This is a genomic window from Neisseria sp. HMSC078C12 (genome assembly GCF_001838065.1).
GTDB lineage: Bacteria > Pseudomonadota > Gammaproteobacteria > Burkholderiales > Neisseriaceae > Neisseria.
In genome coordinates this window covers 179200-204020 of sequence record NZ_KV835584.1, presented here as the reverse complement: position 1 = coordinate 204020, position 24821 = coordinate 179200, and the positions used below count along the sequence as shown (strand labels likewise).

Annotated in this window: 17 protein-coding genes; 6 read left to right on the top strand and 11 right to left on the bottom strand. The window is 51.5% G+C overall.

Annotated elements, in window-relative coordinates:
- Positions 1-49: 49 nt before the first annotated feature.
- The gene (gene adhP, locus HMPREF2596_RS02525; protein WP_079453675.1) at positions 50-1093 is read right to left on the bottom strand and encodes an alcohol dehydrogenase AdhP; all 1044 of its coding nucleotides are present in this window, start codon (positions 1091-1093) and stop codon (positions 50-52) included.
- 339 nt (positions 1094-1432) lie between these two features.
- Between adhP and HMPREF2596_RS02520 the strand changes: the two genes are divergently transcribed.
- On the top strand, positions 1433-2914 hold the full coding sequence (locus tag HMPREF2596_RS02520) for an aldehyde dehydrogenase family protein (RefSeq protein WP_004519426.1): 1482 nt from the start codon (positions 1433-1435) through the stop codon (positions 2912-2914).
- Positions 2915-3008: 94 nt separating this feature from the next.
- Here HMPREF2596_RS02520 and HMPREF2596_RS02515 read toward each other — a convergent pair whose 3' ends face one another.
- The 4 genes from HMPREF2596_RS02515 to yjgA form a co-directional block, all read right to left on the bottom strand.
- Positions 3009-3944, bottom strand: a complete 936-nt coding sequence (locus tag HMPREF2596_RS02515) for a DMT family transporter (protein WP_070849436.1) — start codon at positions 3942-3944, stop codon at positions 3009-3011.
- 17 nt (positions 3945-3961) lie between these two features.
- Positions 3962-5662, bottom strand: a complete 1701-nt coding sequence (recJ, locus tag HMPREF2596_RS02510; protein WP_070849434.1) for a single-stranded-DNA-specific exonuclease RecJ — start codon at positions 5660-5662, stop codon at positions 3962-3964.
- 100 nt (positions 5663-5762) lie between these two features.
- Complete coding sequence (locus HMPREF2596_RS02505) at positions 5763-6473, bottom strand: hypothetical protein (RefSeq protein ID WP_070713068.1); 711 nt, start codon at positions 6471-6473, stop codon at positions 5763-5765.
- A 71-nt stretch (positions 6474-6544) separates the two neighbouring features.
- A complete protein-coding gene (yjgA, locus tag HMPREF2596_RS02500) occupies positions 6545-7078 on the bottom strand; it encodes a ribosome biogenesis factor YjgA (RefSeq protein WP_070849432.1) in 534 nt (177 codons plus the stop codon).
- Between the two features lie 124 nt (positions 7079-7202).
- On the opposite strand from yjgA, the gene pmbA reads away from it, so the two are divergent.
- The 3 genes from pmbA (at position 7203) to HMPREF2596_RS02485 (ending at position 10456) form a co-directional block, all read left to right on the top strand.
- Positions 7203-8534, top strand: coding sequence for a metalloprotease PmbA (pmbA, locus tag HMPREF2596_RS02495; protein WP_070843410.1), 1332 nt, complete (start codon positions 7203-7205; stop codon positions 8532-8534).
- Between the two features lie 88 nt (positions 8535-8622).
- Positions 8623-9792: a glycosyltransferase gene (locus HMPREF2596_RS02490; protein WP_070849430.1), complete on the top strand. Its 1170-nt coding sequence runs from the start codon at positions 8623-8625 to the stop codon at positions 9790-9792.
- A gap of 154 nt (positions 9793-9946) precedes the next feature.
- Positions 9947-10456, top strand: coding sequence for a cold-shock protein (locus HMPREF2596_RS02485; RefSeq protein WP_070849429.1), 510 nt, complete (start codon positions 9947-9949; stop codon positions 10454-10456).
- 93 nt (positions 10457-10549) lie between these two features.
- On the opposite strand, the gene smc is transcribed toward HMPREF2596_RS02485, so the two are convergent.
- Complete coding sequence (gene smc, locus HMPREF2596_RS02480) at positions 10550-14035, bottom strand: chromosome segregation protein SMC (protein ID WP_070849427.1); 3486 nt, start codon at positions 14033-14035, stop codon at positions 10550-10552.
- A 134-nt stretch (positions 14036-14169) separates the two neighbouring features.
- Positions 14170-14964, bottom strand: a complete 795-nt coding sequence (locus HMPREF2596_RS02475) for a thymidylate synthase (protein WP_049348902.1) — start codon at positions 14962-14964, stop codon at positions 14170-14172.
- Between the two features lie 413 nt (positions 14965-15377).
- On the opposite strand from HMPREF2596_RS02475, the gene gdhA reads away from it, so the two are divergent.
- Positions 15378-16712 carry an NADP-specific glutamate dehydrogenase gene (gene gdhA / locus HMPREF2596_RS02470; protein ID WP_070849425.1) on the top strand — a complete coding sequence of 445 codons (1335 nt, stop codon included), beginning with the start codon at positions 15378-15380 and terminating at the stop codon, positions 16710-16712.
- Positions 16713-16776: 64 nt separating this feature from the next.
- On the opposite strand, the gene recG is transcribed toward gdhA, so the two are convergent.
- The 4 genes from recG to grxC all read right to left on the bottom strand — a co-directional run bounded on the left by recG (position 16777) and on the right by grxC (position 23085).
- Positions 16777-18816 carry an ATP-dependent DNA helicase RecG gene (gene recG, locus HMPREF2596_RS02465; protein ID WP_070849590.1) on the bottom strand — a complete coding sequence of 680 codons (2040 nt, stop codon included), beginning with the start codon at positions 18814-18816 and terminating at the stop codon, positions 16777-16779.
- A 248-nt stretch (positions 18817-19064) separates the two neighbouring features.
- Entirely contained in the window at positions 19065-22109 is a 3045-nt protein-coding gene (locus HMPREF2596_RS02460; protein WP_070849588.1) for a TonB-dependent siderophore receptor, read from the bottom strand.
- Between the two features lie 262 nt (positions 22110-22371).
- Positions 22372-22806 carry a protein-export chaperone SecB gene (secB, locus tag HMPREF2596_RS02455; RefSeq protein WP_003745844.1) on the bottom strand — a complete coding sequence of 145 codons (435 nt, stop codon included), beginning with the start codon at positions 22804-22806 and terminating at the stop codon, positions 22372-22374.
- 21 nt (positions 22807-22827) lie between these two features.
- The gene (gene grxC / locus HMPREF2596_RS02450) at positions 22828-23085 is read right to left on the bottom strand and encodes a glutaredoxin 3 (protein ID WP_003684090.1); all 258 of its coding nucleotides are present in this window, start codon (positions 23083-23085) and stop codon (positions 22828-22830) included.
- 238 nt (positions 23086-23323) lie between these two features.
- On the opposite strand from grxC, the gene HMPREF2596_RS02445 reads away from it, so the two are divergent.
- Entirely contained in the window at positions 23324-24817 is a 1494-nt protein-coding gene (locus tag HMPREF2596_RS02445; RefSeq protein ID WP_036491908.1) for an Rne/Rng family ribonuclease, read from the top strand.
- Positions 24818-24821 lie beyond the last annotated feature (4 nt).

Sequence of the window (24821 nt, the reverse complement as noted above, 5' to 3'; positions counted from 1 at the left end):
AGGCCGTCTGAAAAGTTTCAGACGGCCTTTTTGTCACAAAATCATTTGATTAGTGATGAATGCAGCTGCACTCTTTGTTCATATCAATCACCATACGGCCGGTAATTTTACCTTCGCGCATTTCTTGGAAGATGGCAGGCGCTTCATCCAAAGCACGCAATTCGACTTTAGGCACAACCAAACCTTCTGCGCCGAATTGGAATGCTTCTTCCAAATCTTTGCGAGTGCCGACCAGAGAGCCGACCACTTCGATGCCGTCCAATACCAAGCGTGGGATAGATAAGTCCATAGACTCAGGCGGCAAGCCAACTGCAACGACACGGCCGCCTGCGCGGACGCAATTCACGCCTGAGTTGAAGGCAGCAGCGGATACGGCTGTGACAACAGCTGCGTGTGCGCCGCCGGTTTTCTCTTGGATGACTTGAGCCGCATCTTCTTTGGCGGCATTGATGACCAAATCCGCACCGGTTTCTTTGGCAAAAGCCAGTTTTTCATCGTTGACATCAACGGCAACAACGTGCGCGCCAAATACTTTTTTCGCGTATTGAACCGCCAAGTTGCCCAAACCGCCTGCGCCGTAAATCGCAATCCATTGGCCCGGACGAACGCCGGAAACTTTAATCGCTTTATAAGTAGTTACGCCGGCACAAGTGATGCTCGAAGCTTGCGCAGGGTCCAAGCCTTCAGGGACTTTGACTGCGTAATCTGCGCTCACGATACAGTGGGTCGCCATGCCGCCGTCGGCAGTATAGCCTGCGTTCAATACAGAGCGGCACAAGGTTTCGCGGCCGGTATTACAGTATTCGCACGAACCGCAGCTTTGGAACAGCCATGCGATGCTGACACGGTCGCCGACTTTCAGATTTTTCACACCGTCGGCAACTTCTTTAACCAAACCGATGCCTTCGTGTCCCAACACGCGACCCGGTTTGTCACCGTAATCGCCTGCCGCAACGTGCAAGTCGGTGTGGCACACGCCGCAATACTCGACTTCCACCAACGCCTCGCCGTATTCCAGCGGACGCAGTTCGCGTTCAACAACTTCTACATCACCTGCTACATCTTTGTTTACTACCACAGCATGCATTTTCATGGAGCGTCTCCTAGAGTGTCGAAAAACTGTTTAGCTATAAATGAGAATACTCCCCATGTTCGAAACCGTCAACCCATAATCTTTTTCAAAACAATGAGTTATGATGTTATATCATAACAAATCCTATTCAGGCCGTCTGAATCTTTAAATATATTAACAAATACACTTTCATTTCAATCAAATCCTTTATTTTTCAGACGGCCTGCTACATGAGATAACATTGTAAATGTAAATTTTGAGAACATTCTCATTTTTAGTACTTGAACCTAAAAAGAAAAAAGCATAAGCTGTTTTTATGGCGCAGAAATACGCCTTCCCATTCATTAAGGAGACAGCATTATGGCAAAAGATTTAAATGTGTTTGATAAAGAATACGGCCTTTTAATCAACGGCGAATGGACGAAAGGTAGCGAAGGCAAACTTTTATCCTCTTACAACCCTGCCAATGGCGATGAATTGGCCAAGTTCACAGACGCAACCGACGCCGATGTCGATGCTGCCGTGGCCGCTGCGCAAGAAGCGTTCAAAACATGGCGTAAAACCACGACTGCCGAACGCGCGGCCATTTTGAATAAAATCGCCGATGTGATTGACGAAAACGCCGAATTGTTCGCCCTGCAAGAAACCTTGGACAACGGCAAACCCATCCGCGAAACCCGCGCCGCCGACGTACCTTTGGCTTCCGACCATTTCCGCTATTTCGCCAGCGTCATCCGCGGCGAAGAAGGCACGGCAACCCAGCTTGATGCCGAAGACTTGTCCATCGTTTTGCGCGAACCGATCGGCGTTGTCGGCCAAATCATTCCTTGGAACTTCCCATTCTTGATGGCCGCATGGAAAATCGCGCCGGCATTGGCCGCAGGTTGTACCATCGTCATCCACCCTTCTTCCAGCACTTCATTGAGCCTGTTGTCCTTCGCTCAAAAAATCAACCACTTGCTGCCTAAAGGCGTGTTGAACGTGATTACCGGCCGCGGTTCCAAATCCGGCGAATACATGCTCCACCACAAAGGCTTCAACAAACTGGCCTTTACCGGCTCAACCGAAGTCGGCCGCCGCGTCGGCATCGCCGCCGCCGAATTGCTGATTCCATCCACTTTGGAATTGGGCGGCAAATCCGCCAACATCTTCTTCGACGATATGCCTTTCGACAAAGCCCTCGAAGGCGCGCAAAAAGGTATTTTGTTCAACCAAGGCCAAGTTTGCTGCGCCGGTTCGCGCATTTTTGTACAAGAAGGCATTTACGACAAATTCGTCAATGCTTTGGCTGAAGAATTCAAAAAAATCAAAGTCGGCCTGCCTTGGGAAGACGACACCCAAATGGGTTCGCAAGTCAATGCCGGCCAACTCGAGACCATTTTGAAATACGTCAAAATCGGCGAACAAGAAGGCTGCCGCATCATTACCGGCGGTAAAAAAATCGAAGGAGAATTGGGCAAAGGCGAATTTGTCGAGCCTACTTTGATTGAGGCCAGCAGCAACGAAGCCCGCGTTGCCCAAGAAGAAATCTTTGGCCCGGTTGCCACCGTGATTAAATTCAAAACCGAAGAAGAAGTCATCAAAATGGCCAACGACAGCGAATACGGCTTGGGCGGCGCAGTATGGAGTACCGACATCAACCGCTGCCTGCGCGTTTCCAACGCATTGGAAACCGGCCGCGTTTGGGTAAACTGCTACAACCGCCTGCCCGCCGGCGCGCCGTTTGGCGGCTACAAAACTTCAGGTATCGGCCGCGAAACCCACAAAATGATGCTCGCCGCCTACACCCAAGTGAAAAACATCTACATCAGCACCCGTGAAGAACGCGAAGGCTTCTATTGATTCGGCAATTCACATTAATCTGATTTAGAACATAAAAGGCCGTCTGAAACCTGTTTCAGACGGCCTTGTTTTATTCTGTTTCGCAATAAATGCTTCATATCTTTCTCAAAAAAAGCCCCATCACTTTCTCTCCGGCCACAGCCAGCAATGCCCCGGCCACAACCACCATGGCACCCACATAGCTGACGATATTCATATCCGAAGCGGCAAAATAATCAGGGGCAAGGTAATGACCGATGGTGGAAAATATCATGGTAAATACGGGTATCAGCGTGGTAACAATACTGACTTTTGAAGCGTCCCAATGGTTGAGCGCTTCGCCGAATGAACCATAACCGATCAGCGTGTTTAAGCAGCAATAGATAAAGCAGCCCCATAAAAACGGATTGCCGATATGGGCGATTTGTGATGGTTCGGCAAACGGCAGAAAAACAAAGCTGCTGCAAAAATAAATCATGAGCAGGATTTGTTGTGAATTGAAATGTTTGGACAAAAGTTTTTGCGCCACGCCGTAGCACACCCAAATCATGCTGCCCGAAGCCGCCATGATTACCCCGACCGCGTAGCTGCCCAAGCTGAAAAGTTCGCCGAATTTGTCGTTAAAAAACATGACCAAACCCGTCAGCAAAAGCATCAAGCCGATTTTTTGCCAGCGCGTAAAGGCTTCTTTAAACACGCCTACGCCGACCAAAATCATGGTAAAGGGCGAGAGCTGCCACAACACCTGCGTGGTTGTCGGCGAAATATAGTGCAAACCCATGGCAACGAGCACGAAGTTGGCAGAAATGCCGATAATGCCCAACACCAATAAAAACAAGGTCTGCTTCGAAAATTCAGACGGCCTCGGCAGCTTGCCGGTCAGTCCCAACAACGCAAACAACACCAGCGAAGCCACTAAAAAGCGTACCCACACTAAAGTGGGCGCATCGACGGCTTTTAAGGCCTGTTGCGCCGCTACCGGCAGCGAACCCCAAGTCATGGTGGCAAGCAGCGCCAAAGAAAAGCCAAGCCAAGTTTTTTGTTTCTTCATCTTCAGACGGCCTTTATTTACGCGGCTTCCCAGTAGTCGATATAAAGCTGCAATTCGAGATTATTCCGCCATTCGTTGGCAACGGGGCGGTACACCGTGCGGATGTATTCGGGAATGTCTTCGCTGCAACGCCAAAACATGGCTTCAAATTCGTAGCCGTCTTTTTGCAACCAGACTTTTTTGTGTTTGCCTTCCGCGCCTAGAGGCTGCTGGCGGATGACGTAAAATTCGTCGGTAAAGCTTGGCGGTGCGAAGCCCTGCCCCCAAACGTGTCGGGCAAGGTTTTGCGCCTGTTCCAGCGTAATATCGCAGGCAGGCAGGCTGCCGTCGGTAATATAGGTTTGCGACAAATCGTCTTCGCACACCATCTCGCGCACGGCTTCTTCAAAGGCCGTCTGAAACGCGGGAATATTGTGTTCAAGTATGCTTAAACCCGCCGCCATTGCGTGTCCGCCGAATTTCAAAATCAAATCGGGATGGCGTTTGGACACCAAATCCAAGGCATCGCGCAGGTGCAAATTGGGAATGGAACGCCCCGAACCGCGCACTTCGCCGTTGTCGGCAGGCGCAAACACGATGGTCGGACGATAAAAACGGTCTTTGAGACGGCTGGCAACAATGCCAACCACGCCTTGATGGAAGTCGTCGCGATACGCCACCAAAGTCGTCTGCCCTGGAGGCAAGGTTTCAGGAAAATCATTCAGCGCGTCTTGCAGCATAGACTGCTCGATTTCGCGGCGTTCGATATTGAGGTTATTTAACTGGGCCGCCAGTTCCTGTGCTTCGGCATCATCTCGCGCCAACAGGCAGGCAATGCCGACCGACATATCGTCCAGCCGTCCGGCGGCGTTAATGCGCGGCCCCAACGCAAAGCCCATATCAAACGGCTGCGCCTTGCGCCAATCGCGCCGCGCCACTTCAAACAAAGCGCGGATACCGGGGCGCATCTTGCCCGAACGCATCCGTTTCAAACCTTGCGACACGAGGATACGGTTGTTGTGGTCGAGGGGGACGACGTCGGCGACGGTGCCGAGTGCGACCAAATCCAAGAAGTCGCCCAGATTCGGCTCTTTCAGGCCGTCTGAAAAATAATTGCGGTGGCGCAGTTCGGCACGCAAAGCCATCAATACATAAAAAATCACGCCCACGCCCGCCAAGCTTTTGCTTTGGAAACCGCAGCCTTTTTGGTTCGGATTGACAATGATGCAGTCGGGTACGGTCTCGGCAGGCAGATGGTGGTCGGTCACAATCACATCCAAACCCAACTCCTGCGCACGCGCCACGCCTGCAATGCTGGCGATACCGTTATCCACCGTTACCAATAAATCCACACCTTGTTCTGCCGCGATTTCAGCCAGCTCTGGCGTTAAACCGTAGCCGTGTTCAAATCGGTTGGGCACAAGAAAATCCACTTTCGCCCCCATCGCCGCCAAACCGCTCATACCGACGGCACACGCCGTCGCTCCGTCGGCATCGTAGTCGGCGACAATCAGGATTTTTTCCTTGCGCTCGACCGCATCTGCCAAACGGCCGGCGGCGGCTTCGCAGTTTGTCAGCGTTTGATACGGCAAAAGCGCAGCAAGCTTGTCGTCCAACTCAGCCGGACTTTGCACATCACGCGCAGCACATAGCCGCGCAATCAAAGGATCGGTACCGGCAGTGAGCAAGTCGTTGAAAACAGTCGGATTAATGGAACGTGTTTGGATTTTGACGGACATGGTGTGTGGGTTTAAAGAGAAAAAATTAATATTTTTAAGCGTTTATTTTAAGGAGGAGGCCGTCTGAAACCTGCAATCCGTTTTCAGACGGCCTTGGATATTATTTGCGTGAAGCATCGATAATTTCACTGACTACGACATAGGGGACTGCTATCACTGCGCCGACTGCGTCCAAAGCCAATGTAAATGGTGTTTGCAGGATATTCTCCGTCAACTTCTGAACGTCTGTGCTTTTTTTGGTTTCCGTATAATAAATTCTGACCGGGACGGCAGTATCAAAACGGCGGTCTTCGGCAACATTTTTCGGCGTTGCGTAATAATGACCTTCGGTAGAAATACACCGCGTGTAGACAGTTTTGTCATCGAGCTCGACCGGCTTAAACGCCAGCTGTTTCAACTTGGCAATCTCGGCGGCTTTTTGAGTATCGTAACGCAGGCAGAATTTTGAACGGAAAGTTTGCGCTTCAGGGGATTTCAATTCGACCGGCAAAGCCTCATACGCATATCTTGGGTTTTGCTGAACCATTTGAAACTGTTTGTCCAATTTAACATCCAAGACCGCCTTCAACTTGGCCGAATCTTTAGGATTAACGACAAACCAATATTTTTTGCCCATCATGACCAAGCTGCCTGTTTCCAATTGCGTATTGTCTTTGGCAACCACGCCAAATGCGTGAATCTTGTCTTTGGCAACGGTTTTTTCGGTTGTGGTTTTATGGAACGGGTTGTTCCCTCCCCAAAGAAAAGCAGTACAACCATTCAGGGTTAGTACACTGATTAACAAAGCGGGTACAAAGCGGCGAAATTTCATGGTCATCCTCCTTCGGTATTACGATACAGGCCGTCTGAAAACCGCAATCCGTTTTCAGACGGCCTTAAGGTTTATTCCTCCCAATCCTGCCCTTCTTCTGAAGCATCGGATTGACCGGCCTCCATCACTGCTTTAATTTCTTGGAACAGCGCGCGGAAGTTTTTCGGCGGTTTGTTTTGCTCCTGCTCTTTTTTGGTGTTGCGGATCAAGGTGCGCAATTTACCGGCATCGGCTTGCGGAAAATTGGCCATAAATTGGGTAATCGCGCCATCGTCTGCCAACAGTCGGGTACGCGCCTGCTCGACACGTTGTAAAAAGGCATTGTGTGCTGCATTGTCACCGCGCAGTTTGGCCAAATAGGCTTCGATGGGTGCGGGGTCGGTATCGCGCATCAGGCGGCCGATAAATTGGGCTTGGCGTTTGAGCGCGCTGTTGGACGTGATTTTTTTATAGGTGGCGATGGCCTCGAACAGCTCTTCGTCCAAGCCGATTTTTTTCAACGTATCGCTGGAGAGCTTGGTTAATTCCATACCCAAAGCCTGCAAATCGTTCATCTGCTTTTTCATTTGGGTTTTGCTGACCCATTCGTCTTCTTGTTCAAACATTGTGTTTCCCTGATTTTCTGAATCTGCCTATTTTATCAGTTTTCAGACGGCCTTTCCGTGCGATTTTTGCAGTGGCCGTCTGAAACGGTTAAAATGCCGCAAAACCCTGTCAGGAAACCTTTTTATGCTGTTTAACCACACACCGGACGAGCTGTTGCGCTTGTGCGGACACACGCTGGATTTGGCCAAACAATCCGGCGCCACCTCGGCCGAAGCCGATTTCAGCGAATCGCTCGGTCAAAGCGTCAGCGTGCGCTTGGGTGAAATCGAACAAATCGAGTTCCAACAAGACAAATCTTTAGACATTACGGTCTATGTCGGTCAACGCAAAGGCCGCGCCAGTACGGCCGACTTCTCCGAACGCGCCCTGCAAGATACGGTCAAGGCCGCCATCGATATTGCGCGCTATACCGCCGAAGACGATTGCGCCGGCCTTGCCGACGCTGCCTTGATGGCAACCCATATCGGCGACCTCGACCGCTACCACGAATGGGATTTAAGTACCGAATCCGCCATCGATTTGGCCAAGCAATGCGAACAGGCCGCGCTGTCAACGGACAAACGCATTGAAAATTCCGAAGGCGCATCGGTTCATACCGGCCATTACCAATACGTTTACGGCAACACCCACGGCTTTGCCGCACACCAGCAAAGCACGCACCACAGCATTTCTTGCAGCGTGGTCGCCAGCGACGAACACGGCATGCAGCGTGACTATTGGTACGATTCTTCCTGCCGTCACGAAGACATGGATGCGCCCGAACTCATCGGCCAAACCGCAGCCGAACGGACTTTACGCCGTCTGAACAGCCGCAGCGTTCCGACCGGCAGCTATCCCGTACTGTTCGACACCACTGTTGCCGTCGGCTTAATCGGCCACCTTATCGGCGCACTCAGCGGCGGCGCGCTTTACCGTCAAAGCAGCTTCCTGATTGACAGCATCGGCAAACAGGTGCTGCCCGAGTTTCTCAGCCTTCGTGAAGAACCGCATATCCTGCGCTCGTTCCGCAGCACTTATTTCGATGCAGAAGGCGTGGCCACGCAGCCTCGTTTTGTGGTGAAAGACGGCGTCGTCGAAGGCTATTTCCTCAGCAGTTACAGCGCGAAAAAACTCGGCATGCAGACAACGGGCAACGCCGGCGGCGCGCACAATCTGTATCTGAACCACACCCACGCCACGCAGGCCGACCTGTTGAAAGAAATGGGAACAGGTTTGCTGGTTACCGAATTGATGGGACAAGGCGTCAACGGTATTACCGGCGACTACTCGCGCGGCGCGGCCGGTTTTTGGGTGGAAAACGGCGTTATTGCCTATCCGGTTCAGGAAATCACCATTGCCGGACGTTTGCAGGATATGTACCGCGACATCACCGGCGTGGCAGACGACGCATTACGCCGTTCGTCCAACCAAATCGGCTCCATCTTGGTTTCCAAAATGACGGTTGCCGGCAACTGATTGAACTAAATAGACAAAAGGCCGTCTGAAAGATATCTTTTCTTTTCAGACGGCCTCGCCGTTATCTACTTCCATAAAAAAACACATCATGCATATTGTCGTTATCCCTTCTTGGTATCCTTCTTCCGAAACCGACGTGGACGGAATCTTTTTCCGCCTCCAAGCCCAAGCCCTGCAACGCGAAGGCATGAAAATCGGCATGGTCGTACCCATGTTCCGCTACTTGAGAAGCCAGCCGAAAACCATCTTCTCGCGCTTCTACGGCCTGCGCCGCCATCAGCAAGGCGGACTCAACACTTACGCCTACGACAGTATGTATTTCTTCCCGCGCTGCCCGGTTGTCGATATCGACCGCATCCGCTGGGTCAACGCAGGCATGAAAGCTTTTGAAGCCTATATCACAGACAACGGCAAACCCGACGTAATTCACGCCCATTGCGTCAACTACGCCGCCATTTTGGCCTGTGCCATCTTCAAAAAATACGGCATTCCCTATGTGATTACAGAACACAGCAGCGCCATTTCACGCGGCCTTGTCCGCAAAAACCAATGGCCGTCCATGCACGAAGCCGTGCGCCACAGCGCGGCCCGGTTCGCCGTCAGCCGTGATTTCTGCCGCATTCTCGAAAAAACCTACGCCGGTACAGACTGGCAATACCTGCCCAATATGCTGGGCGGAAATTTTGAACAGGATTTCGAGTTCCCCGAAAAAAACCATCAAGACTTCACCTTCTGCAGCGTCTCCCACCTGCGCCACCTCAAAGGCCACGACCTGCTCCTGCCTGCTTTTGCCGAAGCACTCAAAACCTATCCGCAACTCAAACTCAAAATCGGCGGCGGCGGCGCAGAAGAAGGCCGTCTGAAACAACTGGCAAGCGACTTGGGCCTCAACCACGCCGTTACCTTTACCGGCGCATTGACCACCGACCAAACCCTAGACCTCATGCGCCACAGCAACGCATTCGTCCTCGCCAGCCGTACCGAAACCTTCGGCGTCGTCTATATCGAAGCACTGTCACAAGGTTTGCCCGTTATCGCCACACGCTGCGGCGGCCCCGAATCCATCGTCACTTCCGACAACGGCCTGCTGGTGCCAATCGAAAACATACCGGAACTGACCAAAGCATTGCTCACCCTATACGAAAACTATGCACACTACGATCCCGTCCGTTTGCGCCAAGATTGCCTGCAACAATTCGGCAGCCGTGCCATTGCGCAACACCTGATCGACACCTTCCAAAAAGTGCTTAATAAATAGGCATAAACCATGCAGGCCGTCTGAAATCCTTCAGATGGCCCGCCTTCTTCCAACAAGACAAATCTAGTGTAAAATTAAGACAATAACTAAACTTTTTGATTTAGAATCAGTCCAAGGAAAAACTGTTACCTATAATAATATCCCCACATACATTATGCGCTATTACGGAACGATTACTCGCTGGAACAGCAAGCGCGGCTTCGGCGCCGCAACCATAGAAGACACAGGCCAAGAAATCTTTCTTGCCCTTGCCGCCTTCACCACCCTTACCCGCCTACCGGCCGAAGGGCAACACATCTCCTTCAACATCACAGAAGGCCGGCGCGGCCGCAAAGAAGCTGAAAACGTCTGCTTCGCCCTCGATTGCGCCGACTGCTTCGATGTCCTCGTCCCTCCCCCCGAAAAACCCCTCGCCGGCAAACAAGCCATCGTCGGCCTGATTGCCGTGATCTTCGTCTGCAGCATTTTCACCGCCTTGTGGTATGGCCTCCACTTTTCCGACAACACACCAAAAGAACCTACCGTCAAAAAACAAGAAACCATGGTTCACGAAGTAGCCGCCAAAATCGAAGCCGAACGCAAAGCATGGCGCGATGCCGTCAACCGCAGCAACCAACGCGCAAAGCAACCTCAACGCGCAAAAGATAATACGTCGAAACAATAACGCTTTATCCGATAAAAAAAGGCCGTCTGAAAAAATGGGAAGATGAAATGATAGATTTCTTCCTCATTCTTTCAGACGGCCTTTATTCTTACCTCAATTCGGTTCGGCCATTTCCAACGCCTGCTTGATGTCCACTGCGACGACGCGCGATACGCCTTTTTCCTGCATGGTTACGCCGACGAGCTGCTCTGCCATTTCCATGGTCAGGCGGTTGTGGGAGATGTAGAGGAACTGGGTTTGAGCCGACATTTCTTTGACCAGGTTACAGAAGCGTGAGGTGTTGGCGTCGTCCAGCGGGGCGTCGACTTCGTCCAGAAGGCAGAAGGGGGCGGGGTTGAGGCTGAACAGGGCGAACACGAGGCTCATGGCGGTGAGGGCTTTTTCGCCGCCGGAGAGGAGGTGGATGGTGCTGTTTTTCTTGCCGGGCGGGCGCGCCATGATGGATACGCCGGCGGTCAGGAGGTCGTCGCCTATCATTTTGAGGGTGGCTTCGCCGCCGCCGAACAGGGTGGGGAAGAAGGTTTGGACTTTGCCGTTGACGGCGTCGAAGGTTTCTTTGAAACGCTCTTTGGTTTTGTCGTCGATTTGGGCGATGGCTTCTTCTAAAAGGGTGATGGCGGCCTGCACGTCTTCGCTCTGGCTGCGGTAGTAGCCGTCGCGTTCGCGCGCTTCTTCGAGTTCTTGCAGGGCGGCGAGGTTGACGGCGCCGAGGGCTTCGATTTGCTGGGTGAGGCTGCCGATGCTGCTGTTCAATACTTTCGGCGATTCTTTCGCCAACGCTTCGAGCGCGTCCAAATCGGCGGCGCGTTCGGTCAGGTTTTGATGGTAGCGTTTGGCATTGATCAGGGCTTCCTGCTGCTGCAACAGGGCGGTTTGGGTGGCGGCCTGAAGCTGCGGCAGCTTGGTTTGCAGGGTTTGTACGCGGGCGTATTGCTCCCTGCCCTGCTCCTGAATCTGCGCGAGTCTTTCCTGCGCGGCGATGTATTCTTCGTCCAGCGTGTGTACGGCTTCGGTCAACTCGTCGAGCTTGATGTGCTGCTCGTCGTTTTGGAACTCGGTTTCATAGGCAAGGGCAAGCTCTTGCTGGCGTTCCTGCCAGTCTAGGGTTTGCTGTTCGAGCCGGGCGATTTGCTGCTGGTAGTTTTGTTTTTGCTGGTTGAGCTTGTGGACGGCGACTTCGGCCAGCCCGTATTGGCGGTTGGCTTCCAACAGGGCAAGCTGCGCCTGTTTCAGACGGCCTTGTTGCTCTTGGCGGCTGTGCGCGGTGGTTTGCTGCTGGTGTTCGAGTTCGGCGGCGGCTTCCTGCAAAGTAGCGATGTCGTCTGAAAGCCCGTCGGAGGTGTGTTGCAACACGGTCTGCTCTTCCGCCAACTGCGCCAGTTCGCGCTCGATGTGTTCGCGGCGGATTTGCCCTTGGTTTGTGCGCGCCAAGAGTTCGGCGGCGCGTTGTTGCGCCTGACTGTATTGGCGCGTGTGCTGCTGTTGCTGCTGCATCAGGTTTTTGTGTTGCACTTCGGACGAGCGCACGGCAGCCTCCGCCTGTTTGAACGCGGCTTCGGCGGCGAAGAGCTCAGGGGCGAGGTTTTCCAGTTCGGACGCGATGCCGTCGAGGCGCGCTTTTTGGGCAATCAGGCTTTCCTGCGCGGGTTTGGCATAGAGCAGGACGCTGACTTTGTCGACCTGATGGCCTTCGGGTGTGAGCCAGATTTGGTGTGCGCCCAAATCGTTTTGATGCGCGAGGGCGTAGCTCAAATCGGGCGCGCACAATACGCCGTCGAGCCAGTGGTGCAATGCTGTCTGAAACGGCGGCTGCGCTTGGATTTGATTCAGCAATGCCTGTACGGGCAGGGATTTTTTGATGCCGCCGGAGAGGTCGTCTGAAAGCCATGCCGCCTGCCCCTGCGGCAACGGCGCGGGCGGCACGAAGCCGTGCGGCACGGCGCGGGCGTGCAGGCGTTCGGCCAGAATGACGGACAAGGCGTGCTGCCACTCGGCGGGCGCGGTGATGTGTTGCCACAGTTGCGGCGCGGCGGCGTGGTCGGTTGCCTGCCAGAAGTCGGCGGCTTCCTGCTGTTGCGACAGGATTTGCGACAACGCCTGCTGCTGCGCCTGCAAGGTGATGTGTTGCTGCTTCAGGCTTTGGAAGCGGTTTGAGGCCGTCTGAAACACCTCGCGGGCGGCGTGTAAAGTTTCTTCGGCGGCAATGATTTGTTCTTCGTAATGCTCTTGCTGGCTTTGCAACAAGGCGGCGGCTTCCTGCGCGGCAGCGGTTTCGGCTTCGTCAGGCAGGTTCAGGGCTTGGTTTTCCTGTTTCAGACGACCTTTGCGTTCTTCGTGCTTGGCAACGGTTTGTTCGGCATGGGCAAGCTGCTGCTGTTTCAACGCCAGTTCGCGGCGGATACGGTTTGCCTCGTCCTGCTGGGTTTGGAAGGCGGCGTTGAGCGTGGCTTGTGCTTCTTCCAATTCGGGCAGACGCTCTTCGTGTTCGGCAACCTGCATCGCCCATTCCGCCAATTCGGTTTGTTTTTCTTCGGCCTGCAACTCGTTTTCTTCAAGCTGCACGCGGATTTGCTGCTGCTCCTGATGAATGCGTTGCAACTGCGCCTGCGCCGCCTGCTTGTCGCGTTCGATGCGTTGGTGCAGGTTTTGCTGATGGCGGATTTGTTCTTCCAAACGGGCAATCTGCTCGCGCAACACGCCGCGTTTGTTGCTCAATTCATGCACTGCCTGTTGCTGCAACTGTTCGGCGGTCTGCAAGGCGTGTACTTCGTCGTTTAACGCCTGAACCTGCGTGGCGGTTTCGTCCTGCTGCGCCTGCAAAGACTGATGTTGCGCGGTCGCCTTGTCGGCGGCGGCAAGCGATTGCTGCCATTGGGCGTAATCAAGCAAATCCTGTTGTTGGTTCAACTGCGCGGTCAGGGATCTGTAGCGTTCGGCAGTTTCAGCTTGTTTTTCCAGCTTCTCCACCTGACGCGCCAACTCGTTCTGCAAATCGCCCAAACGCTGCAAATGCTCGCGCGTGTCTTTCAGACGGCCTTCCGTCTCCTTGCGGCGTTCCTTATATTTGGACACGCCCGCCGCCTCCTCGATATAGGCGCGTAACTCCTCCGGCCGCGCTTCGATGATGCGCGAAATCATCCCCTGCTCGATAACGGCATAACCGCGCGCACCCACGCCCGTACCCAGAAACAAATCGGTAATGTCTCGGCGGCGCACGGTCTGATTATTAATGAAATATGTCGATTCGCCCTGCCGTGTCAGCTGCCGCTTGATGCTCACCTCGGCATACTGCCCCCACGCCCCCTGCAAACTGTGGTCGCTGTTGTCAAACACCAGCTCCACCGAAGCCCTCGGCGCAGGACGGCGCGTTGCCGCACCGTTAAAAATCACGTCCTGCATACTTTCGCCGCGAAGCTGCTTCGCCGAAGCCTCGCCCAACACCCAACGCACCGCGTCAATCACATTCGACTTGCCGCAGCCGTTCGGCCCGATAACCGCAACAAGCTGCCCCGGCACATGAATCGTGGTCGGGTCGGTAAAAGATTTGAAGCCGGAGAGTTTGATGTGGGTCAGGCGCATGGCAATGTTTCGAATCGGAAAAGAAGGCGTATTTTAACGGAAATACGCTGATTCGTTGAGAGAAAATCTGACGATTCGAATCAAATAAAAAGGCTGTCTGAACTTTCAGACGGCCTTTTGTTTTTTAGCTTGGATTACACCGACACGGCGGCTTTGATGTGCGGATGCGGATCATAGCCTTCCAACTCGAAGTCTTCAAATTTGAAGGCAAACAAGTCTTTGACTTCAGGGTTGATTTTCATGGTCGGCAGGCTTCGGAAATCGCGGCTTAATTGCAGCTGGGCCTGCTCGATATGGTTGCTGTACAAATGGGCATCGCCAAACGTATGGATAAACTCTCCGGCTTCCAAGCCGCATACTTGCGCCATCATCATGGTCAACAATGCATAGCTGGCGATGTTGAACGGTACGCCAAGGAAAATATCGGCACTGCGTTGGTAAAGCTGGCAGGACAGTTTGCCGTTGGCAACGTAAAACTGAAACAGCGCGTGGCAAGGCGGCAAAGCCATTTCATCGACCAAAGCGGGATTCCATGCGGACACAATCAGGCGGCGCGAGTCGGGATTTTTCTTGATTTGTTCCACCACATTGGCAATTTGGTCGATATGGCGGCCGTCGGGTGCGGGCCAGCTGCGCCATTGGTAGCCGTAAACCGGGCCCAAATCGCCGTTTTCGTCCGCCCATTCGTCCCAAATGGAAACGTTGTTGTCTTTCAGGTATTTGATGTTGGTATCGCCTTTGAGAAACCAAAGCAGCTCATGAATAATCGAGCGCAGATGCAATTTTTTGGTGGTCAACAGCGGAAAGCCTTCACTCAAATCAAAACGCATTTGGTAACCGAACACAGAACGCGTGCCGGTGCCGGTACGGTCGGATTTGTCGATACCATTGTCGAGGACATGGCGCATAAGGTCGTGATAGGCTTTCATGGGTTTCCTTAATGTATGTGTTGTGGGAATTTGATGCGTATTGTACCGAATTTTCAGACGGCCTGCCTCTCTGTCTGCAATGGGCTAACCCTTCCTCTAGACTTAGAGTATACCCATTAATAATGTTGACAATTTATCATTTGCTTACACGAAATTTTGAGCCAAATAAAATTTTTACAAAAAATTTTTGAAATTTTCTAGTTTAATTACTTAGAATTTTATGGCTTATAATTTTTTAAATATGAAATATAATACATAATTTTTAATAAAACTAAAAATATAATTCTAATTTTACAAATTGGTAAAAAAATAATGTCAACAATCCGGTTAAAATTTTTCTTGGCAAGTAAATTTTTTACAGTTATATTTCAGAACATAAATATTGAAACATCTCACTCGATAGGAGTTGAAAAATGACTGACCTGAACACCCTGTTTACCAATCTTAAACAACGCAACCCCAACCAAGAACCCTTCCACCAAGCCGTTGAAGAAGTGTTCATGAGTTTGGATCCGTTTTTGGCGAAAAACCCGAAATACACCCAACAAAGCCTGCTTGAGCGTATTGTTGAACCTGAACGCGTGATTATGTTCCGCGTCACTTGGATGGACGACAAAGGCCAAGTTCAAGTCAACCGCGGCTACCGCATTCAAATGAGCTCCGCCATCGGTCCTTATAAAGGTGGTTTGCGCTTCCACCCGACCGTCGATTTGGGCGTGTTGAAATTCCTCGCCTTTGAACAAGTCTTCAAAAATGCGCTGACCACCCTGCCTATGGGCGGCGGCAAAGGCGGTTCCGACTTTGATCCTAAAGGCAAATCCGATGCCGAAGTAATGCGCTTCTGCCAAGCCTTTATGACCGAACTCTACCGCCACATCGGTGCCGACACCGACGTTCCTGCCGGCGATATCGGCGTAGGCGGCCGCGAAATCGGCTATCTGTTCGGCCAATACAAAAAAATCCGCAACGAATTTGCTTCCGTCCTGACCGGCAAAGGCCTCGAATGGGGCGGCAGCCTGATTCGCCCTGAAGCTACCGGCTACGGCTGCGTGTATTTTGCCCAAGCCATGTTGGAAACCCGCAACGACAGCATCGAAGGTAAACGCGTGTTGATTTCCGGCTCCGGCAACGTGGCTCAATACGCTGCCGAAAAAGCCATCCAACTGGGTGCAAAAGTATTGACCGTTTCCGACTCCAACGGCTTTGTCCTCTTCCCTGATAGCGGTATGACCGAAGCACAACTGGCTGCTTTGATCGAGCTGAAAGAAGTACGCCGCGAACGCGTGGCCACTTACGCCAAAGAACAAGGCCTGCAATACTTTGAAAACCAAAAACCGTGGAACATCGCAGCCGAAGTCGCCCTGCCTTGCGCTACCCAAAACGAATTGGACGCAGACGCTGCCAAAATCCTGCTGGCAAACGGTTGCTATGTGGTTGCAGAAGGTGCGAACATGCCGTCAACTTTAGGCGCGGTCGAACAATTTATCAAAGCCGGCATCCTCTACGCTCCAGGCAAAGCCTCCAACGCCGGCGGCGTAGCGACTTCAGGTTTGGAAATGAGCCAAAACGCCATCCACCTGTCTTGGACTCGTGAAGAAGTCGACCAACGCCTGTTCGACATCATGCACAACATCCACGAATCCTGCCTGAAATACGGCAAAGTCGGCGACAAAGTGAACTACGTCAATGGTGCGAACATTGCCGGTTTCGTCAAAGTAGCCGATGCCATGTTGGCACAAGGTTTCTAAACCTCTATCCAGCCAAACCAAAGGCCGTCTGTTTTCAGACGGCCTTTTTCTTTTCATGCAAATTTTATACGCCCAAATAACCTTCCCTGCTGGAAAGCCACCTTGCCAGATGCGCTTCGACGATTTCAGGGTTTTGTTCGATTAACATGGGCGCGATTTCGCGCGCTTGTTCTAAAAGGTGCAGGTCTTCTTCAAGGTTGGCGAAACGCAGCATGGGGACGCCGCTTTGGCGCGCGCCGAGAAATTCGCCGGGACCGCGGATATTGAGGTCTTGGCGGGCGATTTCAAAGCCGTCGGTGTGTTCGTAGATGACTTTCAGCCGCGCTTTGGCAAGCTCGCTTAAAGGTTCGGCAAACAGGAGGACGCACACGCTTTCTGCCGCGCCGCGCCCTACCCGTCCGCGTAATTGGTGCAGCTGCGCCAAGCCCATGCGCTCGGCGTGTTCGATTACCATCAGGGCGGCGTTGGGCACATCTACGCCAACTTCGATGACGGTGGTGGCGACCAAGACGTTCAGACGGCCTGCGGCAAACTGAGCCATGACTTCGGCTTTTTCGGCGGCTTTCATGCGCCCGTGTACCAAGCCGATGTTAAGTTCGGGCAAGGCCGCCTGAAGCTGGGCTAGGGTTTCGGTGGCGGTTTGCAGTTGCAGGGTTTCGCTTTCTTCAATCAGCGGGCAGACCCAGTATGCCTGCTGCCCTTTGCGGCAGATGTTGAGGACGAAGCCTTCGACTTCGGCGCGGCGGACGTTGTTGACGAGGCGGGTTTTAATCGGGGTGCGCCCGGGCGGCAATTCATCGATGACGGACACGTCCAAGTCGGCGAAGAAACTCATGGCGAGCGTGCGCGGGATAGGCGTGGCGGACATCATCAGTTGGTGGACGTCGCGCCCTTTGTTTTTGAGGGCGAGGCGTTGGGCGACGCCGAAGCGGTGTTGTTCGTCCACAATCACCAAGCCCAAATTTTGGAACTCGACGTCGTCTGAAAACAGGGCGTGCGTGCCGACAGCGATTTTGACGGTGCCGTCGGCAAGTTTGGCTTTGGCTTCGTCTTTGGCTTTTTTGCGCTGGCTGCCGGAGAGCCAGACGACTTCAAGGCCCAACGGCTCAAGCCATTGTTTGAACTTGATGAAATGCTGTTCGGCAAGGATTTCGGTCGGCGCCATTACAGCCACCTGCGCGCCGGACTCAATGGCGGTCAGCGCGGACAAGGCGGCAACGATGGTTTTGCCGCTGCCGACATCGCCTTGAAGCAGGCGGTGCATGGGGTGGGTTTGCGCCATGTCGCGGCAGATTTCGGAAACAACTTTTTCTTGCGCATCAGTCAGGGCAAACGGTAAGGCGTGGCGCAGGGCTTGGGTCAATGTGCCGTCGCCGCCCAATGCTGCCGCCGAGCCGCTGACACGCTTCTGCCGCGCCAAGCGCATGGAAAGCTGTTGCGCCAAAAGTTCGTCAAATTTAAGCCGCTGCCATGCGGGCAACGCGCCGTCGGAAAGCTGGTGGATGGTAAAACTCGGCGGCGGAGAGTGCAAAAGGCGCAGGCTTTCGGCGAGGTGCGGCAGTTTCAGACGACCTAATAAAGCATCCGGCAAGGTGTCGTGCAACGGCGTAACGTCCAAGGCCGTCTGAATGATGCGGCGCAATGTGGGCTGGTTCAGGCCGTTTACGGTCGGATAGACAGGCGTGAGGCTTTCCGCCAAACCGCTGCTTTCGGCATCGCGTATTTTGGGATGAATCATCTCGTCGCCGTGAAACCCGTGTTTGATTTCGCCCACGGCGCGGATGCGCTTGCCGACCGCCATCTGTTTCTGGTTGCTGGCGTAAAAGTGGATGAAACGCAAAAAAAGGACGCTGCCGGAATCGTCGGCGATTTGGACAATCAGCTGCTTGCGCGGTTTGAACGTTACTTCCTGATGGATGACCTCGCCCTCAACCTGACACGGCACGCCGATCGGCGCATCCTTAATCGGCATGATGTGCGTCTCATCCTCGTAACGCAACGGCAGGTGCAACACCAAATCCCATGCAGTATGGAGGTTGAGCTTGTCGAGCTTCTTGGCAGAAACATCGGTAATTTTGAGCTGTTTTTGGGTTTCGGGCGTCATCTTAAAAGGCAGCTGATTTAAACTTTGCTGTATTTTATCCGAAAACAAAAAGGCCGTCTGAACGCAATGTTTCAGACGGCCTTCAAAGCTGAATACTTGAAACAAATTGATATTTGAAAATACGCCGGCTATCGAATCAACTTCAGCCATTGTTAGTAAACAGCTTTCAAAAAAGAAGGATGTTCAATCCATACTTTTATCAGGAATTTAGCCAATAATGTTTACATACCCAATCATTATCCATTCTCCTAAAAATGCCAATCCAATTTCAATTTGACTGTCCGCGGTTCGCCATAGAAATTGTTTTGACCTCGCGTACGGTTATAGTTGTTTTCAAAATACGTCCTGTCAGCCAGGTTCGTTCCTATCAGGCTGATTCTGCCGTGTTTGTGGAAGTCATATTGAACAAAGCCATCTATAAGTCCGTAGCCCCCTTGGCGAATATTGTAAAGGCTACTTGTGCGACTTTGCGCGGATATTCCGCCACCCAAGGTCAATTTAGTTTGAGGCAAGCGGTAGCTTGTACCGAGGCGGAACATATGTACCGGCGTGAAGTTACTGAAGTTATACGGATCGGCAGTCGTGTTTTTCTCCAACCGCTCCGCATTGACTTCTGCAGCATTTTTATACTTACTTTTGTTATATGTGTAGCCAACAAAAATACGCCAGTTTTCCGACAATTCGCCAGCCAATTCAAGTTCTGCACCGCTGCTCTTAACCTTACCCACAGGTTTAGCGATGGTTTGGAATGAACCTCCGTTACGACTAGTATCAGGAACAAATCCGAAATCGACAACGGTACGGTTTTTCTGCTGTAAGACAAACAAGGCAAGCGAAGCATTCAGACGGCCTTGCAAGAACGACCCTTTCCAACCTATTTCATAGTTAGTCCCGATGAGTGGTGGAAGAACGGATTTGCTGGTTACATCAACGTTATCCTGTTGTTTAAAAATCTTAGTATAGCTGGCATACAAGCTTTGTTGCGGCGTCAGGTCATAGGTAATGCCTGCATATGGCGTGAACCTATGACTTTGCATTTTTGAGGTGTAATGCTCTTTGTCGATTTTGTTACTGCTCTCAGTTTGGAATGCCGTAGCAGGCTGGCCGTAGCGTACAGGCATTTCTTTGGCTTGTGTGGTTTCATAGCGCGTATAGTGCATTCCACCCAAGAGATGCAGACGGTTGGTTGCATTAAAGCGGGTGCTGACAGTCAAAGAATGTGTTTTATTCGTGTTAAGGTATTTCGAATAATTGTATAACGCCGGAACATGATCATCTGCAACCTGAACAGTTTTCCACAGCGGTATTTTCAGATATTGGTTTGCCCATTTCAAATTTCCCTCTTCATCCCGCTCCTGTATTTTGTTTCCATTTGCATCCAATTCGTAAACAGGATCTTGCACCATTACGCGCTCACCATTGTCGTTGACTGTCCAGACAGGCTTACCCTCTGCATCCAAACGAGGAGTATATTTGGTCACATGCGCGCCACTGCATTCCGGCACATAGATCTTGTTATTACCTTTTTCGTTATAAATATGCCAATCTGGTTCGACAATACCTTTTTCTAAAGGATTACGCTCCGGACCATCGGGATGAATGCCGCAACTGCCTGCACCTGCATAACCTTGAGGACGGACAAAATAACGGTTTTGATATATTTCCGTATAAGCAGAACGAATTTTTTCATTGTTATACGCATAACCGACAAAGAAATCATGTTCACGCCCAAGCAGGCGGTAATTACCTGTCAGATCCAGCTTAAAGCCCCATTGCACATCGTGTTTGGTATAGTGCAACGGCATGAAGTTGTAACGGCGGTTGTATGTGTGGCGAAGATTGTATGCTGAGTCGTATAGACGGTTGGGAAACAGGCCTTCTGCATTGTTAATAATTCCTTGCTTTGCAAGCTCCTTATCAACAAACTCTTTTTTATCTACTTCTACACCCGGATCCTGCCAGTCGTTGCATAGGAAATCCAAACCAATGTCCTGCATACATTGATCGAAACCTGCCCGACGTGCTGCCGCCCTTTGGGAGCGATATTGTTCAAAAGCAGATGAATCGAAATGATGGGCAACGTAATCTGCTTTTTTCTCTTCATATGTTTTCGTGACGCCATCACGATATTCTTTTAATTTTGCCAACGCCTTGTCTTTAGGCTCAAAAGGAATAACCTCCCCCTTCTCGGTTAAGAAACCCGTTGCCTCAGATGCTGAAATACCTGCCGCGTGTTCGTTTTTCAGAAAAAATTGTCCGACTTTGGCATCTGAATCATTATGCGTATAAGAAATTTCTGCATTGAGTTGCCATCCATTGTCAAAGACATGTTTGAAACCGGAAAAAATATTGTATTTATCAGCATTCAGGCGTGACCATGAGGTTTCACCCAAATAAGTTTTACGTGGCAATTTCAAAGGATTGTTACAGGCAGGACTGGAGCTGAAGGCCGCAGTTTTTTGATCCTCACAAGGTAAAATCACGCCGGCAAAATCGGGAATGTCTTTATTTTTCTGATAAGTGCCGCCCAATGTCAACATACTGTTATCACTCAAATCCGTATCGATCACGCCATAAACCATGTCTTTCTTGTTCCATACACCCTCTTTAAAAGAACGGTGGTCCTCATGAACACCAACCAGCCTACCGCGTACCGTATGTTCATTATTCAAGCTTCCAGATACATCCAAAGCCAAACGCTTGCTGCCCCTATGGTCAGTACTGATTTCACCGGTATGCTTAAACAAAGCTGTTGGCCGCTTACGGATTAAATTAATGGTTCCACCCGGTTCGGAATTGGATTGAGTAAGACCGGTTGCACCTCTGACAACCTCAATGTGATCATAAACAGCAAGGTCTGTGCTCGGTGAAACATCGATTTTTGCCGTATAGCCCGAACGTCCAGACACATTCGTGGTAATACCGTCTTCACCAATCTGATCAACATAGAAACCACGAGACAAAAAACGAGTTTGTAGGCCCGAATCGCGAACCACGTTGATTCCCGTAGTGTTTTTCATTGCCTCTTCTAAAGAATATATTGCTTTATCATCTAGCTGCCGACGCGTCATTACGCTCACCGACTGCGGCGTATCCTTGCCTGAAATACGCAAGCCAGTCGCTGTTGCCATCGTTCCGATTGTATAAGACTGACTGCGCTCGGTATTCCTTTGTGCCTGCCGTTTGCCACTGACCTTGACCGTATCCATATCTACATGTTCCACTTCTTGATGTCCCGTATCTGCAAAAACAGTTTGGCAAGGCAGCACTAATAACAAACAAATTGTTTTCATTTGAAAATCAGGTTTCACAACTATTTCCTTAATTAATATAATCTACTTATCTGCTAGATAAAAATTACAATTTATTGATTTTAAATGGTATATAACCTATAAAATTTAAAATTAAATCGTAATGATAAACGATATCATTATATACTTATTGCATTAATATATGAACTTTTTGTTATAGATTTTTTCTTATGTCCTGATTTTTAGATAAAAAAGGCCGTCTGAACGCAATGTTTCAGACGGCCTCAATTTAGGTATAACGCGATTAAGCGTTAGCTTCCTGTTGTTGTTGGTAGATGGCTTCGAAGTTGATCGGAGCGAGCAATACAGGTGGGAAGCCGGCGCGGGTTACGCTGTTGGAAATGGCTTCGCGTGCGTAAGGGAACAGGATGTTCGGACAAGCAACGCCCAACAGCAGTTGTACGTCTTCTTCAGGAATGTTTTCCAGACGGAAGATGCCGCTTTGGGTAACTTCGTTCAAGAACATGGTGCGCTCTTCGTTCAGTTTGGCAGTCACGGTCACGGTAACGTCAACGCTGTAGAAACCGTCTTCCAGTTTGGTGTTGCCGGTAGAAACGCGCATATCCACTTCAGGCTCGCCTTGCTCCAAGAAGATTTGTGGCGCGTGAGGCACTTCCAAAGACAAGTCTTTTACATACAGACGCTCAACGCTGAATACGGGTTGCAATTCTTCGCTCATTTTATTTTCCTAAGTTAAGGGTTAAGGATTCAGTAATTCGTCCAACTTGCCTTCCTGCTGCAAGCGGTACAAATCGGTAAAGCCACCGACATGGGTGTCGCCGATAAAAATCTGCGGCACGCTGCGCTGGCCGGAAAGCTGCTGCATTTCGGCAAAAACTTCCGGATTGCCGTCGATGCGGATTTCGTTGATTTCTTTCACACCCACCGCCTGCAACAGCCTTTTCGCCATGGTGCAGTACGGGCAATATGGACCGGTATAAACAGTAACGGTTTGCATGATTTCTTCCAAAATACCAATGTTCATGACTATATGGGCATAGGTGTTATTTTACAAGTGTTCCCGCTGTACGGTTGTAAAAAACATTCAGACGGCCTCTTGGCCGTAAACATCTGCGCAGATGCGGAAAACCCATAATTAAAGTATGATAAGCGCTTTCGATGAATGACTTTTGCCATTTGTTTTTTTGAAGAAGAACACTTCGCAAAAGTTTTTCTATTCAAAATCAGGTATCCCCATGCTTTCAGGAATCCCCATCCCCAAGGACGCCGTGCGTCCGCCCGAAACTGTCCTCGTCAACATTACGCCGCAAGAAACGCGTGTGGCTGTTTTGGAAGAGAACAATATCTGCGAGCTGCACATCGAGCGCAACAGCGGCCACAGCTTGGTCGGCAATATTTATTTGGGCGTCGTCAAACGCGTCCTCCCCGGCATGCAAAGCGCGTTTATCGATATCGGTTTGGAACGCGCCGCGTTTTTGCACATCGTCGATGTCCTCGAACAACGCCGCAATCCGGACGAAACCCAACGCATCGAACACATGCTCTTTGAAGGCCAGTCTGTCTTGGTTCAGGTCATCAAAGACCCCATCAACACCAAAGGCGCGCGGCTTTCCACCCAAATCTCACTGGCCGGCCGTTTCCTCGTTCATCTTCCGCAAGAAGACCACATCGGCATTTCCCAACGCATCGAGGACGATGCCGAACGCAGCAGTTTGAGGGAACGCCTCAACAACCTGCTGCCCGAAAACGCCTGCCACGGCTACATCATCCGCACCAACGCTGAAAACGCCTCCGATGACCAACTGCAATCAGACATCAACTATCTGACCAAAGTGTGGGAACACATTCAAAAACAGGCGAAAATCCAACCGCCTGAAACCCTACTGTATCAAGATTTACCTTTGAGCCTGCGCGTTTTGCGCGATATGTTTAGCCTCGATACGCACAAAATCCTGGTTGATTCCACCGAAAACCACCGCCGCATGACCCAGTTTGCCGAGCAATACGTCCAAGGTGCATTGGGCAGAATCGAGCTGTTCAAAGGCGAACGCCCCCTATTTGAAACCCACAACATCGAGCAGGAAATCGCCCGCGCCCTGCAACCGCGTGTCAACCTCAACTTCGGCAGCTACCTCATCATCGAGTCCACCGAAGCCATGACCACCATCGACGTCAACACTGGCGGCTTTGTCGGCGCGCGCAACTTTGATGAAACCATCTTCCGCACCAACCTCGAAGCCTGCCACACCATCGCCCGCGAGCTTCGCCTGCGCAATCTCGGCGGCATCATCATCATCGACTTCATCGATATGGCGCAGGAAGCCCACCGCGAAGCCGTCCTGCAAGAGCTTGCCAAAGCCCTCGCCTTCGACCGCACCCGCGTTACCCTCAACGGTTTCACCAGTTTGGGTTTGGTCGAGCTGACGCGCAAACGTTCGCGTGAAAACTTAAGCCAAATCCTCTGCGAACCCTGCCCTTCCTGCCAAGGCCGGGGCCGTCTGAAAACACCGCAAACCGTGTGCTACGAAATCCAACGCGAAATCGTCCGCGAAGCGCGCCGCTACGATGTCCAAGCCTTCCGCATCTTGGCCGCTCCGAATGTCATCGACTTGTTCCTAGATGAGGAATCGCAATCGCTGGCGATGTTGATAGACTTTATCGGCAAACCGATTTCGCTGGCTGTCGAAACTGCCTACACGCAGGAACAATACGATATTGTGTTGCTGTAAAAAT

Excerpts from the sequence above, each read along its gene's own strand:
- adhP (WP_079453675.1), bottom strand. The coding sequence starts at position 1,093 with ATGAAAATGCATGCTGTGGTAGTAAACAAAGATGTAGCAGGTGATGTA.
- HMPREF2596_RS02520 (WP_004519426.1), top strand. The coding sequence starts at position 1,433 with ATGGCAAAAGATTTAAATGTGTTTGATAAAGAATACGGCCTTTTAATC.
- HMPREF2596_RS02515 (WP_070849436.1), bottom strand. The coding sequence starts at position 3,944 with ATGAAGAAACAAAAAACTTGGCTTGGCTTTTCTTTGGCGCTGCTTGCC.
- recJ (WP_070849434.1), bottom strand. The coding sequence starts at position 5,662 with ATGTCCGTCAAAATCCAAACACGTTCCATTAATCCGACTGTTTTCAAC.
- HMPREF2596_RS02505 (WP_070713068.1), bottom strand. The coding sequence starts at position 6,473 with ATGAAATTTCGCCGCTTTGTACCCGCTTTGTTAATCAGTGTACTAACC.
- yjgA (WP_070849432.1), bottom strand. The coding sequence starts at position 7,078 with ATGTTTGAACAAGAAGACGAATGGGTCAGCAAAACCCAAATGAAAAAG.
- pmbA (WP_070843410.1), top strand. The coding sequence starts at position 7,203 with ATGCTGTTTAACCACACACCGGACGAGCTGTTGCGCTTGTGCGGACAC.
- HMPREF2596_RS02490 (WP_070849430.1), top strand. The coding sequence starts at position 8,623 with ATGCATATTGTCGTTATCCCTTCTTGGTATCCTTCTTCCGAAACCGAC.
- HMPREF2596_RS02485 (WP_070849429.1), top strand. The coding sequence starts at position 9,947 with ATGCGCTATTACGGAACGATTACTCGCTGGAACAGCAAGCGCGGCTTC.
- smc (WP_070849427.1), bottom strand. The coding sequence starts at position 14,035 with ATGCGCCTGACCCACATCAAACTCTCCGGCTTCAAATCTTTTACCGAC.
- HMPREF2596_RS02475 (WP_049348902.1), bottom strand. The coding sequence starts at position 14,964 with ATGAAAGCCTATCACGACCTTATGCGCCATGTCCTCGACAATGGTATC.
- gdhA (WP_070849425.1), top strand. The coding sequence starts at position 15,378 with ATGACTGACCTGAACACCCTGTTTACCAATCTTAAACAACGCAACCCC.
- recG (WP_070849590.1), bottom strand. The coding sequence starts at position 18,816 with ATGACGCCCGAAACCCAAAAACAGCTCAAAATTACCGATGTTTCTGCC.
- HMPREF2596_RS02460 (WP_070849588.1), bottom strand. The coding sequence starts at position 22,109 with ATGAAAACAATTTGTTTGTTATTAGTGCTGCCTTGCCAAACTGTTTTT.
- secB (WP_003745844.1), bottom strand. The coding sequence starts at position 22,806 with ATGAGCGAAGAATTGCAACCCGTATTCAGCGTTGAGCGTCTGTATGTA.
- grxC (WP_003684090.1), bottom strand. The coding sequence starts at position 23,085 with ATGCAAACCGTTACTGTTTATACCGGTCCATATTGCCCGTACTGCACC.
- HMPREF2596_RS02445 (WP_036491908.1), top strand. The coding sequence starts at position 23,324 with ATGCTTTCAGGAATCCCCATCCCCAAGGACGCCGTGCGTCCGCCCGAA.